The following is a 16565-nucleotide window of genomic DNA, read 5'->3' as shown; positions in this document are numbered from 1 at the left end:
CCTGAACGCCACCCCCGCCCTGCCCGCAGGGCGTTTTTTATCCGGCAACCCGCACGTTGACAGCACGCAGACCGGGGGATATAGAATGGCAGAGGAATGGATTTCTGGTGTTTATCAGGCAGCAAAATCAGATTGAGCTACGATTATTAATGGACGTGCGAAATCTTAAGAAAAGGTTGTGAATCAAACACTCTGTAGCGTCCATAACTGAATGAGGGTGCGGCTTATGACGACAGTGACCCAAAAGAAAAATACTGAGGACAAACGTCTTAGCGATGGACCGGACTGGACGTTTGATTTGTTGCAAACCTATCTCGCTGAGATTGATCGGGTAGCGAAGTCTTACCGGCTGGACACCTATCCCCATCAAATCGAAATCATCACCTCCGAACAGATGATGGATGCCTACTCCAGCATCGGCATGCCCATCAACTACACACACTGGTCGTTCGGCAAAAAATTCATCGAAACCGAGCAACTCTACAAACACGGCCAGCAAGGTCTGGCGTATGAGATCGTCATCAATTCCAATCCCTGTATCGCCTATCTGATGGAAGAAAATACCATTACGATGCAGGCGCTGGTGATGGCTCATGCCTGCTACGGGCATAACTCTTTCTTTAAAAATAACTACCTGTTTAAAAGCTGGACCGACGCCAGTTCCATCGTCGATTATCTGCTGTTTGCCAAACGCTACATCAGTGAGTGTGAGGAGCGTTACGGTACTGATGAAGTGGAACGGTTGCTCGATTCCTGCCACGCGCTGATGAATTATGGCGTTGACCGCTATAAACGTCCGCAAAAAATCTCGCTGCAGGAAGAGCTGGCGCGACAAAAAAGCCGCGAGGAATATCTGCAAAGCCAGGTGAATACGCTGTGGAAAACCCTTCCGCGCAAATACGCCATCGATGCACCGGAACAGGCGCGCCGTTTCCCTTCCGAACCGCAGGAAAACCTGCTGTATTTCATGGAAAAAAATGCCCCGTTGCTGGAGCCGTGGCAGCGTGAGATTTTACGCATCGTGCGCAAAATCAGTCAGTATTTCTATCCGCAGAAACAGACTCAGGTGATGAATGAAGGCTGGGCGACTTTCTGGCATTACACCATCCTCAATCATCTGTATGACGAGGGGAAAGTCTCTGACCGTTTCATCCTGGAATTCCTGCACAGCCACACTAACGTGGTGTTCCAGCCGCCTTACAACAGCCCGTATTACAGCGGAATCAACCCGTATGCGCTGGGCTTTGCGATGTTCCAGGACATCAAGCGCATCTGTCAGGAACCGACCGAAGAAGATCATTACTGGTTCCCGGACATTGCCGGATCGGACTGGCTGACCACGCTGCATTTCGCGATGCGTGATTTTAAAGATGAGAGTTTCATCAGTCAGTTCCTGTCGCCGAAAGTGATGCGTGATTTCCGCCTGTTTACCGTGCTCGATGACGATCACAATAACTATCTGGAAATCGCGGCGATCCACAATGAAGAAGGCTACCGCGCTATCCGTCAGGAGTTATCAGCGCAATATAATCTGAGCAATCATGAACCTAACATTCAGGTATGGAACGTCGATTTGCGCGGGGACCGTTCGCTGACGCTGCGTTATATCCCGCAGGATCGTGCGCCGCTGGATAAAAGCCGCCGCGAAGTGATGAAGCACGTTCATCGTCTCTGGGGCTTCGATGTGTTTATCGAGCAACTCAATGCCGATGGCAGCGTCGAACTGCTGGAGCGTTGCCCGCCGCGCCCTGCACCGCTCTGACGGGCGAACGTCTGCGATGAAAAGAGTTTATTCAGGCATTAAAAAAGGGCGCTCAGCGCCCTTTTCTCATTTTACTGTTCAGACCTGACGGACTGGGTTTTTACTTCTTTTGATCGGTAAGATCACCCGGCATGGTGCCTTGCATACTGTGCCAGATTTCACCGCTCTGACGGCCATAATTGCGCACGCAATCCACAATCTGCTCGTAACTTTTTTCGTGGCAGATGTCTGACAATTTCTTGTAGAACGCGATAGCCAGTTTACGGGCTTCAGGATTGGAGAAGTAATAACGCCCGACGCGCGTGTACAAACCGCGCAATCCGTTGATGATCAGACCGTAAATCGGATTGCCGGACGCAAACGCCAGGCCGCGGAAAATGTCGTAATCCAGCACGGTAAAGGCTTCGGCCTGGTCTTCAACCACCTCGGCGGTAGCCAGCACTTTCTGCGTCTCTTCCGGGTTAGTGCGCATCGCTTTGCGGATGAAAATCGTCGCGATATTGGTACGTACAGAAAGAAGATTGTCGATCAGCTGCGGAACACTGTCGTGATCCAGACGCGCCAGCGTTTCAAGAATATTCAGGCCGGAGGTTTCCCAGAAGTTGTTCACTTTCGTCGGCTTACCGTGCTGAATGGTCAGCCAGCCGTCGCGGGAAAGACGCTGTAACACTTCACGTAAGGTCGTTCGGGTTACCCCAATGAGTTCTGAAAGTTCTCTTTCAGCCGGTAAGATTGAACCGGGCGGGAACCGACTGTTCCAGATGCTTTCGATGATATACTCTTCGGCAAAACCGGCAGGACTTTGTGCCTTAATAACCATGTGTTTGTCGTTCCGTTTGGGGCATTTATTGGGGGTAAAGTTGAGCTCATCATACCAGATGAAAATCCCCGGTTATAGGCCGCAGTGACAGGCAATGTGGAAACTGTGCAGGGGTTGGCATAAATTTAAATTTTTGAATCACTTATTGCCGCTGTCTGCCCCGTCATTGCTAAATTAATTATGATGCTATTTGATTAACCATTTGAAATATAAATGATAATAACAGGAGCCTTTGGGGAAATATGGAAACCACCTTCACGCGCGCGTTTATAAAAAACTTTCTGGGTCAGTCTCCCGGTTGGTACAAAATCACTATTTTGGTCTTTCTGATTGTTAATCCGCTGTTTTTTTTCCTGGTCAGCCCCTTTCTGGCGGGCTGGTTACTGGTGGTGGAATTTATTTTCACGCTGGGCATGGCGCTGAAATGTTACCCGTTACAGCCCGGCGGTTTACTGGCTATTGAAGCGGTGATGATCGGCATGACCAGCGCAGAGCGCATCCGTGAGGAGATTTCTGCCAATCTGGAAGTGATCCTGCTGCTGATTTTCATGGTGGCCGGTATCTACTTCATGAAGCAACTGCTGCTGTACGTTTTCACCAAGCTGCTGTTGAACCTGCGCAATAAAATCGCGCTTTCCCTGGCGTTTTGTTTTGCCGCAGCCTTTCTTTCCGCCTTCCTGGATGCGCTGACGGTGATCGCCGTAGTGATCAGCGTGTCGGTCGGGTTCTATTCCATTTACCACAACGTTGCCTCGAACCAGCCTGAAGACGCCGGGATCAGCGACGACAGCGCCTTTACCGGGAACACGCAGCGTCAGGCAATCCTTGAGCAGTTCCGCGCCTTTCTGCGCAGCCTGATGATGCATGCCGGTGTCGGCACGGCGCTGGGCGGCGTGATGACCATGGTGGGAGAGCCGCAAAACCTGATCATCGCCAAAAGCGCAGGCTGGCAGTTTGCCGACTTCCTGATCAGGATGTCGCCGGTCAGCGTACCGGTGTTTATCTGCGGGTTTATTGTCTGCGCGCTGGTCGAGCGTTTCCGCTGGTTTGGTTATGGTGCGCAGCTGCCGCAGCCAGTCTTTGAAGTCCTGAAAAAGTTCGACCAGAAAAACAGCGAAAACATGACGAAACAGGAGCAAATCAAGCTGGCCGTGCAGGCGCTGATCGGCGTCTGGCTGATTGCCGCGCTGGCGTTTCATCTTGCCGAAGTCGGCCTGATCGGGCTTTCGGTGATCATCTTCGCCACCGCGTTCTGCGGCGTGACCGATGAACATGCCATCGGTAAAGCCTTCCAGGAATCGCTGCCGTTTACCGCCTTGCTGACCGTCTTCTTTGCCGTGGTCGCCGTGATCATCGAGCAGCACCTCTTCAGCCCGATCATTCATTTCGTTCTTCAGGCTGCCCCGTCGAACCAGCTGTCATTGTTCTATCTCTTTAATGGCCTGCTGTCGTCGGTGTCGGATAACGTGTTCGTCGGCACGGTGTACATTAACGAAGCCAAAGCCGCGCTGGAAAGCGGCGCTGTCAGCCTGCAACAGTTCGAGCTGCTGGCGGTGGCGATCAACACCGGCACCAATCTGCCGTCGGTGGCGACGCCTAACGGACAGGCGGCATTTCTGTTCCTGCTGACGTCTGCGCTTGCGCCGCTGATCCGCCTCTCTTACGGGAGAATGGTGTGGATGGCGCTGCCTTATACGGTGGTGATGACGCTGGTCGGCCTGCTGTGCGTGCAGTACCTGCTGCCGGGAATGACGGAGTGGTACACGCAGATGGGATGGATTTCGCTGGCCTGATGGCGCAGGCGCAAGACCCGGTAATTTCTGATGCGTATGCCGTGGAGGAAATTACCGAAATTAAAAGTCGAATTCTCCGAATTCACGCAATTATTTACCTAATTTTCATGCAGACAGGCTGGCAGCGGGAAGCAATTGGTTTACACTGCGTCTCAGTAGCTAACTGCAGGGAAAAAATTTCTATGTTGCAATATCTTAACCGCTGCTCACAGGGACGCGGTGCCTGGCTTCTGATGGCACTGACCGCGCTGATCCTTGAGCTGGTTGCGCTCTATTTCCAACACGTCATGTTGCTTCAACCATGCGTGATGTGTATTTACGAGCGTTGTGCTTTGCTGGGTATTCTCGGTGCCGGTCTGGTGGGGGCAATCGCACCTGCTACCTGGTTGCGTTACGCCGGTATTCTGATTTGGTTGTACAGTGCTTACGAAGGGATCCGCCTGTCATGGGAACACACCATGATCCAGCTGCACCCCTCTCCGTTTGCCACCTGTGATTTCGCCGCGCGCTTCCCGACCTGGCTGCCTCTGGACAAATGGTTCCCTGGCATGTTCGTTGCCACCGGTGACTGTGCAGAAAAGCAGTGGGAATTCCTGACACTCGGCATGCCACAGTGGCTGGTCGTGGTGTTCAGCGTATTTATGATTATCGGTGTGCTGGTGCTGCTGGCTCAGTTTGTGAAGCCGAAACGCCGCGATTTGTTTGGCCGTTAATCTGCAAATACCGTTCTGAATTAAGCGCCTGCGGGCGCTTTTTTTCGTCTGAGCAACCATGAACCGGTGCACACCTGCCATGCGGTGATGGTGTAAACCGACAGGCGTTCAATCAGGCCTATTGGCAGTACGTCCAGCGAAATCGTCATCATGCTGATGAGGCCAATGCAGCCGGACAGCAGACTCAGCGCCGAAAATATCTTCCACCCTGAAATACCGCGCTTCATCCACCCTGCGCTCAGCAGGCAGACATTTCCGCCAGCGATCGCCAGCACGGCGCCCGTCTGATGCAGCGTCACGCCGCCGGTACCACCGCCGCTGTGAAAGAGTGCGATCAGCACGCCGCCCAGGCCGTGCAGCAGCCCGAAAAACAGAAACAGCGCCTGCCCCTTTTCATGAAACACTGCCCTTAACAGCCAGCAGGCGATGAAAAATAAAATGCCTTCCAGCGCAAATCCGCTGTTCATCAGGCCATGAAGCGGGGAGCAAATGTCGCGTCCGTCCGCCGTCATACCGCACGATGCGATCCCCAAATCACTGATGTAATTCTGACGATAAGAATAGTCAGGTGCGCGCCACGCCAGCGCACTGATTTTCTCCGCCACGACATACTGCAATCCGCCCAGCGCCAGGCAGAGCGCCCCGCCTTTTTGCCACCCTGTGAGTGTCTGCATCCGCACCTTCTTTCTAACCTGATGCTGTGATTCTAGCGTAAGTTCAGGCAGTTGCCCGCGGGGCAAAAAAAAGCGTCCAGTTAGCGCTCAGTTTTCCTGAACGCTAACGGACGCCTTTTTGATAACTTTGATCAGCCTTCCGTGGGGTGAACCCTGTGGAATAAATAATGCAGCTTCTATGCCAACTCACTGTAAATTCACAAACACCTGATTTGTCAGTGCTTTGACTACAAGCTGCAAGATCACAGCTTTACTTCTTGCACACTTTATCGACATTTAATCAACAAATTCCCTGCTGATGTGCAGCGTTGATAAAAAGTGCAACGTCGGTGATACCTGTATTACTGTCAAAATTACTCTTTCGTAATCGAATCGAGATACAACTGGCTACCCGCCACATTCTGGCTTGCGCCCTTCACGTTATCGCGGATTGCCACCAGCAATTTACTCTGTAGCGCCACAACAAACGGTGAACTGCGTTGCAACTCGCGCTGTAAATCTGCATAGAGCGCTTTACGTTTGGTCGGGTCGGACTCTGCCGCTGCCGCACGCGTTTGTTTACTGATTTCCGGGATCACCCACTGAATGCGCTGCGCCAGGGTTTTCGGCCCGTTGGGCACGTTATAAGCGAAGGTACTGGCGTTGGTGTTCGGATCGAGATAATCCGCGCCCCAGTAGGTGAAGATTGACTGGAATTTGTGCGCCCGCATGCGGGTCAGCACATCGCTTTCCACCAGCGGATGCACCACAAGATTGATATCGGCTTTGGCAAAACTGGCCTGCAACGCCTGAGCAATATCGGAATACGGTGGCTGGTTAATGACGATCAAATCGATTTTAGTCCCCGGCGCAATTCCGCCCTTACTGAGAATCGCTTTGGCTTTTGCCACGTCATATTTAAACGGCTGATCGTCAATCGCTCCCGCCAGACCGTCCGGCAGGAAGGTCTGATGAATGCCGTATTGCCCTTTCAGCAGTTCGGTTGAAATCCCCTGATAATCCACCAGCCAGCGGGCCGCTTCCCACAGTGCCGGATTCGCCAGCGCCGGTTGGGTGGTGTCACCGACATTAAACGCCAGGTAGAACACCTTCGCCGCCGGGAACTGCGCCACGTGCACGCCCTTCTCGTTTTGCAGCGAGCTGAACTGATCCGCACCTAAATCATAGGCCACATCGGCGTCGCCATTGACCACCAGCAGACGACGGGTGGACGGATCGCCCACGTTTTTAAACAGTACGTTCTCAAGCCTTGCCAGCGGTTTCGCGTTCGGATTACGTTTAAAGATCAGCGCTTCGTGCGGCACATAGTTACGCACTACATAGGCGCCGCTGCCCGCCGAACGGGAGCGCAGCCAGCTGTTACCGAAATCGTCTTTATCGGTGTGTTCTTTCAGCAATTTGCTGTCGACGATCCCCGCCACCGGTGCAGAGAGAATACTCAGCACCAGACCGCTGCCGATATCCGCAGGCCAGGTCAGCTGCACTTTATCGTCAGCCAGTTTTTTCAGATTGCCGTCAACATTTTCCGGCGTCCATCCCAGCTCTCCGAGAATAAATGACGGGCTTTTATTGAGTTTAACGACGCGGGTAAACGAATAGATCACATCATCGGCGGTGACCGGATTGCCGCTGGAAAATTTCAGTCCCGGCTTGAGGGTAAAAATCAGGCTACGCCCGTCCGCCCCCGCCTGCCAGCTGGCGGCGATATCGGGATCGAGCTGGTCCGGATGCTGGCGGTCAGACACCACCAGTTGCTGATACAGGTTAACCAGATTGCCGGAGCTGACGGTTTCAAAACTTTCCGCCGGATCCAGACTGATGATCCCTTCCAGCGACCCCGCCACCACCAGCGTATCGGCTGGCGTCGCCGCATCCACACGGGTTACCGCCATCATGAGTAAAAATAACAGGGAAGGCACTCGTACTTTCATTAAGGTCGATCTCCACAGATGAAAAGACATTTTTTTCGAGTGTAGACGGGCAACCTCAGAGCAAGAACCATCAAAAAAAGCTTTGTTATTTAATAAATTAGATTTAGCTCAAAACATATCCCTTGGCCATATGCACCGCACGATCACACATATGATCAATCACGTCGGCATCATGGCTGACCAGCAACATGGTCAGATCCCCTGCGGATTTTAAATCGTTGAGCAGGTTGAGGATTTCTGCCTGCACCGACATATCCAGGGCGGAGGTCGGTTCATCAAGCAGCAGCAGTTTCGGTTTGAGCAATAAAGCACGCACAATCGCGACGCGCTGACGCTGTCCGCCAGAGAGCTGATGCGGATAGCGTTTCATCAGCGCCGGATCCAGCCCGACCTGCCGGAAACCTTCGGCAATTTTTTGCTCAATGTCCTGCTCTTTGATGATTTTCAGTGGCTCTGCCAGCGTGCGCAGCAGTTTATGTTTCGGATGCAGCGAGGCATACGGATCCTGAAAGACCATCTGCACGTCGCGACGCAGGCTGCCGGTAAACGGTTTGCCGGGTTTGACCTGCTGCCCGAGCAGCGTCAGGCTGCCGTCCCACTGGCCGTTCAGACCCGCCAGCACCCACAGCAGCGACGATTTACCGCAACCGGACGGCCCCACCAGACCGAAGCATTCGCCCTTGTTGATGGTCAGATTGACGTTATGCACCACGGTGCGCACTTCATGCCCCATACGGTGGGAAACGCTTAACTGTTGCAGTTCAGCGATAGCTTCACTCATGGCGAGGCTCCTTTTTCAGCGACGCCAGAAGCTCGCGATCCAATACCGGCAGACGTTCGCCGTGAGTAAACTTACTCGGACGACACGACCAGAGCGTCTGCGTGTACGGATGCGTGGCGTGCGCCAGCTGGTCCGCCGCAAGTTCGTCCAGCAGTTCGCCTTTGTACATCACCAGCACGCGCTCACAGTAGTGCGCCACCTGTTGTAAATCATGGCTGATCAGAATCAGCCCCATGTTACGTTGCTCGACTAAACGCTCGATAAGCCCCAGCACCTGTTCACGCATATCAAAATCCAGTGCCGACGTCGGTTCATCAGCGATCAGCCATTGCGGATCGTTGATCAGCGCAATCGCCAGCATCACACGTTGCCCCATGCCGCCGGAAAGCTGATGCGGATATTGCTGTTGCAGAAATGCCGGATTCGGCAGGCCGACGGCGCTGAGCATATCCGTCACTTTTTCCTGGCGCTCTTTGCGCCCGAGACGGGTATGCAGGCGCAGCGGTTCTTCCACCTGCTTGCCGATTTTTTGCGTCGGGTTCAGCGCATGTTTGGGATCCTGCATCACCATCGAGACGCGGTTACCGCGCAAACGGCTCCACTCGCGCTCTTTCAGCGTGGTCAGATCGTTATCGCCCAGCGTCAGCTGCGTTGCGCGCATCTGACAAGGGTGTGGCAGCAGGCCCATCAGCGCGCGGGCGGTGAGGGATTTACCGGAACCGGATTCCCCGACCAGCGCCACACGCTCCTGCCCGACGTTCAGGGACAGCGATTTCACCAGCTCTACCGGACGTTCGCCCGGCAGCCAGATGGTCATATCCCTGGCAATCAGCCGGTCATTTTGCAGCGTTTTGGCATGATTGTGTTTTTGATGAAGAGAGAGCGCATCAGTTGCCATGTCGTGGATCCATTTTGTCACGCAGGCCATCGCCCAGCAGGTTGAAAGCCAGGCTGGCAAACAGAATTGCCCCGCCCGGTGCAGCGGCGACCCACCACTGATCGAAAATCACTTTACTGCCCTCAGCCACCATCGAGCCCCATTCGGCGGTCGGCGGCTGAATCCCCATGCCGAGGAAACCCAGACCGGCAGACGCCAGAATGATGCCGCCCAGACTGAGTGCCGCACGCACCACCGCGCTTGGCAGGCACAACGGCAGAATATGGCCGAACATCAGACGGAAGCCGCCAATGCCCTGCATGCGCGCGGCAGCCAGATAATCACTGCGGCGCAGCGCCAGCGTTTCCGCCCGCGCCTGACGCGCAAACGGCGGCCAGCTGGTAAATGCCAGCGCCAGCGCACCGTTCATCAGGCCGGGGCCGAGGATGGCGACCAGCGCCAGCGCCATCACCAGACTCGGCAGTGACATCACGATATCGGTCAGGCGCATCACAATGCGCTCAAACCAGCCACCGATGTAACCGGCACTGATGCCGATCAGCAGACCGACCGGAATGGTCAGCAACAGGATCAGCGAAACCAGCAGCAGTGTCGGACGCGCGCCGTACACCACGCGCGAAAGCAGATCGCGGCCAAAACCGTCGGTGCCCAGCCAGTGGGCGTGCGAAGGCGGCAGCAGGCGCAGTTCGATGTGCTGAATATTCGGGTCAAAGGGTGCAAGCCAGGGGGCCAGCAGCGCGGTCAGCACCAGAATCACCACCAGCACCGTGCCGATGGAAAGTGTGGTAATGCGCCGCGCGGGTTTCCAGACAGGCGTGTCGGCCTCAGCCTCAACCTGCGTCGGTTGTTCGGGGATCATTTGTGTCATAAGCAGCCACTACCGGGTTCGCGGATCGAGCAGATAAGTAAGGGCGTCAGCCAGCGCATTAAGCAGCACGAAACAGGTGCCGATCAGCAGCGTAGCGCCAAGAATTGCCGGGGTATCGGCGGCGAACAGTGCCGTGGTCAGATAACGTCCGACGCCCGGCCAGGCAAACACCGTTTCGGTCAGAACCGCACCTTCCAGCAGGCTGGCGTAGGAAAGCGTCAGTACGGTAATCAGCGTCCCCAGCACGTTGGGAAACACATGGCACAGCAGCACGCGCACCCTGCCCGCGCCTTTCGACCGCGCCAGAATCACATACTCTTTGTTCATTTCACCGAGCATCGAGGCACGCAGCAGACGGGTAATCCCGGCCATCGACAACATCGCCAGCACCGTCACCGGCAACCATAAATGGCTGATGGCGTTGTAGAACATGTCGCGGTCGCCGGAAAGCCAGGTATCGATCAGCACAAAACCGGTACGCGGCGTCATGGTGTACATATAGACATCGTCAAGACGCCCCGGCCCGCCAGCCCAGTGCAGCACGGCGTAAAACAGCAACAGGCCGAGCAGGCTCAGCCAGAAAATCGGTACGGAATAGCCGAGCAGCGACACCAGTCGCGCCACGTTATCCAGCCAGCTTCCCGGCTTCCACACCGCCAGTAATGCCAGCAGAATGCCAAAACTCCCGCCGAGCAGAATGGCGCAGGTCGCCAGTTCCACCGTTGCCGGGAAGGTGCGCATCAGATCGCTGGCAACCGGCTGCGCGGTGATGCGGGAAATCCCCATATCGCCATGCGCCAGATGATCGAGATATCGGGCGAACTGCACCGGCACCGACTGATCAAGCCCTAAATCGCGACGCACCTGGGCATAGGTGGCTTCGCTGGCGTGATCGCCTGCAACCTGCAACGTCGGGTCAATCGGCGCGAGATGGGAAAGCGTAAAGGTGAACGCCAGCAGGCCGAGCAACGTCAGCGCCAGCGAAATCACGCCGGTCAGCAGACGGCCTGACCAGCGCCAACCCTGCCGGACGAATCCGGCGGGTGTTGAACTGTCTGTCATTACTTGGTGACCTTGCTGTAGAAGACCATGTCAGGGTTGATGCCCTGCACGTACCCTTTGATGTTGTCACGCACAGCAATCAGGCTTTTGGCTTGCAGGCCGATGACGAACGGTGAGTTCTTCTGCACTTCCAGTTGCAGCTGACGGTAATCCGCCACGCGTTTGGCCTGATCCGGTTCCGCGATAGCAGCCAGCGTCAGTTTGTTCAGCGCTGGAATTGACCAGTTTGCGCGCCATGCCAGCGTTTTGCTGCCGTCTTCCGGGTTGAAGGCAAACGCCGAGGCGTTGGTGTTCGGGTCAAAGTAATCCGGGCCCCATGAAGACATGTACGCGTCGTAATCATGTGACTTCACTTTGGTGGAAATCTGCTGACTCAGACCCGGATCCAGTTTCACGGTCACGCCACCCTGCGCGAAGCTGGCCTGCAACGCCTGGGCAATGTCGAGATACGGCGGCTGATTAGAGGTGGAAAGCGTGAAGCTGACGTTAGTCAGACCGGCCTTCGCCAGAATCGCTTTGGCCTTCGCCGGATCATAGGTGTATGGCGTGTCGTTTACGGCGCCGAGGTAACCTTCAGGCAGGAATGACTGATGCACCTGGAACTGATTTTTCATCAGGTCGTGGGCGATGTGGTTGTAGTCGAACAAATAACGCGCCGCTTCCCAGAAGGCCGGGTTGCCCAGCGCCGGGGAGGCTTTGGCGTTGAACTGCATGAAATACAACGAGGCGTAAGGGATAGCCAGCGGTTTCACCCCTTTCTTCCCTTCGAGCGCGGCCATCTGGTCTGAACCGAGGTTACGCGCCATATCGGCATCGCCCTGCTCAATCAGCAGACGGCGGGCCGCAGGATCAGGCACGTTTTTGATCAGAATGGTTTTCAGCTTCGGCGCGCCTTCAGGCGACGTCGGGTTAGCTGCCAGAATCACCACTTCATGCGGGATATAATTGCGGATCTGGTACGGACCGGAACCGGCGGAATGGTTGCTCAGCCACTGGTGGCCCAGATCATCCCCTGCGGCATTGGTTTTCACCAGTTTGCTGTCCACGATGGAAGACACCGGCGCAGACAACAGGCTCAGCACGAAAGACGGGCTGACGTCGGCGGTCCAGCTGATTTTTACGTGCTGATCGTCGATTTTGGTCAGGAAGGTATCGACGTTTTTGTCGTTCCAGCCCAGCTGCGTCAGGATAAATGACGGCTCAAGATTCAGTTTCACCACGCGGGACAAAGAGAAAATGACGTCATCGGCGGTCAGCGGGTTGCCACTGGCAAAGGTCGCTTTCGGTGACAGCGTGAACGTCAGGCTGCGGTTATCTTTTGCCGCTTCCCAGGAGGTCGCCAGCGTCGGTTTTAAATCAATCGGATTGGTCGGGTCAGACTGCACCAGACGCTGATAAATGTTGTTGAAAGCCTGCACCGTCGTCAGCTCAAAACCCTGAGCCGGGTCGAAGCTGGAGGTATCATCAATGGACTGAGCGATCACCAGTGTGTCCGGCGGTGTGGCTGCCTGAACAGAGAAAGTAGCCGCAATAGCCGTAAACAGGACGGACGGTAATAAAGCTTTCATCAAGACAGACTCTCCAAAGTAGCGAAATTGCTCTTATTTAATAACCAATACACGGAGTGTAAAGTTTCTTCAACTCCCCAGAAAGTCTGATAAATACTATCGTTATGCGAATTTTGCATAACGTTATCTGATTGGTTATTAAAGCGACGGAATGCGGGCTGGCAGGGAATTGTTACTGTACAAAAGTGGGAGAAATACTCCCTTTCCCCGTGTGGGAAAGGGAGTGGCTCAAAATCAGAAGTCGTAGGTTGCGGAAAGCTTGAATTCGCGCGGATCGCCCTGCGTCAGATAACCGCCGGTGGCAGAGGCCCAATACTTCTCGTTGGTGACGTTTTCCAGATTGGCGCGCCAGGTCAGCGTGCTCTGCCCGACAGGCATGGCATAGCGCACGCCGAGATCAAGACGCGTCCAGCCATCCACTTTCAGTTTGTTGGCTTCGTCCGCATACTGCGAACCAGAACGGATCACTTTACCGGTCGCGGTCACGCCGCTGCCGCCGGGAATATCCCACTCGCCGCCCACCACCCACTGATAACGCGGCACACCGACGGCATCGTTTCCATCATAGGTGCCGCCCTGCGTTTTGGTCATTTCCGGGTTCATCCAGGTCACGCTGCTGTTGACGCGCACACCCAGCACCGGCTCGCCAAAGACGTTCAGCTCGACCCCACGGTTTCGTACTTCACCGTAGTTGCCGTAGGTGTAACCCTCGCCGGTTGCGCGGTACATGCCAATCGGTTTTTTGATTTCATACAGCGCCAGTGAACCCGCCACGCGACCAAAATCGGCTTTAACACCCACTTCGTTTTGTTTCGACGTTTCGATACCGCTCACCTGCCCGCCGTTGGAGACGATGCTGCCGTTATAGGTGGTGCCTGCGGTTTCGCCCGCCTGTAAGGCTTCGATGTGGTTGGCGTAGAAGGAGTAGTGTTCCCACGGCTTGACCACCAGACCGAAGGCTGGCGTCACTTTCATTTCGTCAAATGACGTATTTTCCGATCCGTCGTAATTGTAGTTTTTCACCACTACGTTCTGGCGGCGTAAACCGGCAATGAACTGCAGACGATCGTCGAGCACGGACATTGTGTCAGACAACGAAACGCCGTAGGTCCGGGTGCGGTTACGCACCAGCGGATCGCTCATGTCGCCGCCTTTGTACAAGTTGGTCAGCGGTTCACTGTAATCAACGGGGTCGTAAATGTTGGTCCTGATCGATGCCGCCGTCATGGTGTAGGCAGTTTTGTATTTGCGATACAGCGTCGAGACACCGAGGTTCACGCTGTGGTTGACGAATCCGGTGTCGAACTTACCGCGAACGCCAGCCTGTGAAGATAAGCTGTCGGCAAAATAGGGTACCGTCATGCGGCTCATGGTGGCGTTGCCGTCGTTGTCCTGCAACGTCGGCGAACTGTATTTACCAAATTCGTGCGTATGGTTGGCGCCTGCTGCCGCGTAGACAGTCCAGTTATCGGCCACGTCATACTCGCCTTTCAGCATGCCGAATTCGTTTTCCATATCGGTCGAGGCATATTGCTGGCCGTAATTGCCGCTGGCAGAAGGCATGTCAGGGATTTTAGTGGCTTTGCCGAGATACACCACCGGACGCCCGCCGTGGACACTGGTTTTGCTCATGCCGAAATCCAGTGAGGAACGAAAGCGGTCGCCGCGGTAGTCCAGCCCGAGAGAGCCAAGCGTCAGACGACGTTTTTCATCATCGATCGCGCTTTCTCCTTCGCGATGAACGGCATTAACCCGCACGCCCCACTGGTTGTTATCACCAAAACGGCGGCCAACATCCACTGCGCCGCCCACCTGGGAAGACGACGTGTAATCGACCGATACGCGGTTAATTGCGGTATCCGTGGCGCGTTTTGGTTCAATGTTGACGTTCCCGCCCACGCCGGTACCGCCCGGAGGTACGCCGTTGAGGAAGGCGCTGGAGCCTTTGAGCAGTTCCACGCGATCGGCAAATTCCATGGGCAAGATCTGGCGTGGCAGTACGCCGTACAAGCCGCCATACGAAATATCATCGCCGGAGAGTTCAAAACCACGGATGACAAACGTTTCTGAATAATTGCCATAACCGTAGCCGGTTTGCACCGCAGCATCGTTATTCAGCACATCGCCCAGCGTGCGGCTCTGCTGATCCTGAATCAGCTTGTCGGTAAAGCTCACCACGTTAAACGGCACATTCATGGCGTCCTGCTCGCCGAGGATCCCCAGACGCCCGCCGTTGGCGATCTGCCCGTCGAGGTAAGCAGGCACAGTGTCATTGCCGCCCGGTGTGAAAGTTTGCGGTGCAGCACTGATGGTGATGGTGTCACCCTCTTTCGCCGGTGCGGTCGCAGGAGCCGCGAAGGCAGGCAGCGTCAGCATTCCCAGCGCAGCAGAAATGACGGCGGGTAACATTTTGCGTTTAAAAACAGGCGTACACGGTGAAACAGAAGAGTGAAAAATTTCACTTTCAGTATGCATGAGAGTTCCCTGAAAAGTTCAAATGGTAATAGTAATAATTATCAAAACGATTTGAATTATGCTGATCGGGACTCTAATTGCAACCGACTTCGGTGTAATAACATCAGGGTAAACAGGATGTTAAAAAGGTTATTTATTGTGGGTTAGGAATTTTATTATTCGACTGGCGGGTAATTCACTGAAATCAGGGGAATAAATAATGCGGAAGGAAAACAGACTGCGTATGGACATCACGCAGCCTGCAAAACGTAAACAACAGCGTCAGCTCAGGCCGGGCACATCGAAGCCGGGAGAAACCGCCAGCAGCATACGCACCTGCTTCACCAGTTCACTCATGCAGTCATCGCGCATACCGTAACTCTCAAGCTCTTTTTCAAGGGCAAACAGGTACTGCGCGTTGGTGCCCAACGGGCCACTCGCCCTGGCGATCAGCGGCGCAATGATCTGATAATCGGTGTCCGCTTCGTACTGAGGGTGCGAGGGATCCATAATAAACACCAGCGCAGTGACGATGCGCCCGTCATCGAGCGCCAGTTCGCACCAGGTCGGGCGGTAACAGCCGGTGAGCATTTCACGCTTCCACAGCAGCTCCAGCTCCTCGTGCAGCTTATCTTCCGGCAGGCGGAATGCCAGGCCGGTCGTCTGGCCGCCGTCACGCAGCGCCAGCATACGTCCCGGCTGCGCGTGGGTGCCGCGCCCTGCCGTCAGGCGTAAACAGAAAGCACGATGATAACCGTGCAGAGTGGCAGGCCGTGCCTCTTCCGAGTCGAAGACCGGGTTCCACATCAGCGAGCCATAACCAAAAATCCACACAGGACTGTTGTCAGGGCGTCTCGCCAGCGTGCAATCGAGTGAGGCGGCGCGTTGTTCGGAGGTTAATAACATCGATTCGTCGATGCTGCCGAATGCTGTCTTACAATCTGCGTTACGCAGAAAATCTCGGGTTAACATTCATTCCCTCCTTCATTACGACGTACTTTTGAACATGCCATGCTGTTAACGCTGTGTTCTCCGTTATCGCGGTTAGTGATGGTCTGCGGGGCGATCAGATTTAAGATTTTTGGTATACCCCACTCTTTGAAACCTTATTCGTTTCTCTCGTTGCAATCAAGGTTGAGAACGATCACAAAACGAAAATAAAGTGATTATTTTATGAACATTGTATGAATGTTGAATTTTAGGCGGAAATATCACAGATAAACCGACAAGATCTGCCTCGC

13 protein-coding genes are annotated in these 16565 nt (G+C 54.8%); 3 read left to right on the top strand and 10 right to left on the bottom strand.

Features of this window, described 5'->3' with window-relative positions; translation table 11 throughout:
* Window positions 1–226: 226 nt before the first annotated feature.
* Window positions 227–1762 carry a SpoVR family protein gene (locus J1779_RS00940; protein WP_217202607.1) on the top strand — a complete coding sequence of 512 codons (1536 nt, stop codon included), beginning with the start codon at window positions 227–229 and terminating at the stop codon, window positions 1760–1762.
* A gap of 100 nt (window positions 1763–1862) precedes the next feature.
* On the opposite strand, the gene fadR is transcribed toward J1779_RS00940, so the two are convergent.
* Window positions 1863–2582 carry a fatty acid metabolism transcriptional regulator FadR gene (gene fadR, locus J1779_RS00935; RefSeq protein ID WP_056770278.1) on the bottom strand — a complete coding sequence of 240 codons (720 nt, stop codon included), beginning with the start codon at window positions 2580–2582 and terminating at the stop codon, window positions 1863–1865.
* A gap of 242 nt (window positions 2583–2824) precedes the next feature.
* Between fadR and nhaB the strand changes: the two genes are divergently transcribed.
* Both nhaB and dsbB read left to right on the top strand, forming a co-directional pair.
* Window positions 2825–4375, top strand: coding sequence for a Na(+)/H(+) antiporter NhaB (gene nhaB, locus J1779_RS00930; protein ID WP_217202606.1), 1551 nt, complete (start codon window positions 2825–2827; stop codon window positions 4373–4375).
* Window positions 4376–4557: 182 nt separating this feature from the next.
* Complete coding sequence (gene dsbB, locus J1779_RS00925; RefSeq protein WP_136376655.1) at window positions 4558–5088, top strand: disulfide bond formation protein DsbB; 531 nt, start codon at window positions 4558–4560, stop codon at window positions 5086–5088.
* A gap of 20 nt (window positions 5089–5108) precedes the next feature.
* Here the strand turns inward: dsbB and J1779_RS00920 are convergent, their stop codons facing one another.
* From J1779_RS00920 to J1779_RS00880, 9 genes are all read right to left on the bottom strand, one after another.
* On the bottom strand, window positions 5109–5762 hold the full coding sequence (locus tag J1779_RS00920) for a DUF998 domain-containing protein (RefSeq protein WP_217202605.1): 654 nt from the start codon (window positions 5760–5762) through the stop codon (window positions 5109–5111).
* Between the two features lie 353 nt (window positions 5763–6115).
* Complete coding sequence (locus J1779_RS00915) at window positions 6116–7693, bottom strand: ABC transporter substrate-binding protein (protein WP_056770266.1); 1578 nt, start codon at window positions 7691–7693, stop codon at window positions 6116–6118.
* A 103-nt stretch (window positions 7694–7796) separates the two neighbouring features.
* A complete protein-coding gene (locus J1779_RS00910) occupies window positions 7797–8474 on the bottom strand; it encodes an ABC transporter ATP-binding protein (protein ID WP_056770263.1) in 678 nt (225 codons plus the stop codon).
* Complete coding sequence (locus J1779_RS00905) at window positions 8467–9372, bottom strand: ABC transporter ATP-binding protein (RefSeq protein WP_420804198.1); 906 nt, start codon at window positions 9370–9372, stop codon at window positions 8467–8469. Before J1779_RS00905 ends, J1779_RS00910 begins: the two co-directional genes overlap by 8 nt.
* A complete protein-coding gene (locus J1779_RS00900; RefSeq protein WP_082465677.1) occupies window positions 9362–10240 on the bottom strand; it encodes an ABC transporter permease in 879 nt (292 codons plus the stop codon). Before J1779_RS00900 ends, J1779_RS00905 begins: the two co-directional genes overlap by 11 nt.
* Before the next feature lie 9 nt (window positions 10241–10249).
* Window positions 10250–11302 carry an ABC transporter permease gene (locus J1779_RS00895; RefSeq protein WP_056770260.1) on the bottom strand — a complete coding sequence of 351 codons (1053 nt, stop codon included), beginning with the start codon at window positions 11300–11302 and terminating at the stop codon, window positions 10250–10252.
* A complete protein-coding gene (locus J1779_RS00890) occupies window positions 11302–12870 on the bottom strand; it encodes an ABC transporter substrate-binding protein (protein WP_122095193.1) in 1569 nt (522 codons plus the stop codon). The genes J1779_RS00895 and J1779_RS00890 overlap by 1 nt, the downstream gene beginning before the upstream one ends.
* Window positions 12871–13104: 234 nt before the next feature.
* Window positions 13105–15345, bottom strand: a complete 2241-nt coding sequence (locus J1779_RS00885) for a TonB-dependent receptor (protein ID WP_238485005.1) — start codon at window positions 15343–15345, stop codon at window positions 13105–13107.
* Between the two features lie 261 nt (window positions 15346–15606).
* Window positions 15607–16296: a gamma-glutamylcyclotransferase gene (locus J1779_RS00880; protein WP_056770253.1), complete on the bottom strand. Its 690-nt coding sequence runs from the start codon at window positions 16294–16296 to the stop codon at window positions 15607–15609.
* Between the last annotated feature and the right edge of the window lie 269 nt (window positions 16297–16565).

This window comes from Rahnella rivi (assembly GCF_019049655.1).
Taxonomy (GTDB): domain Bacteria; phylum Pseudomonadota; class Gammaproteobacteria; order Enterobacterales; family Enterobacteriaceae; genus Rahnella; species Rahnella rivi.
This window is presented reverse-complemented; position numbering and strand designations above follow the sequence as displayed.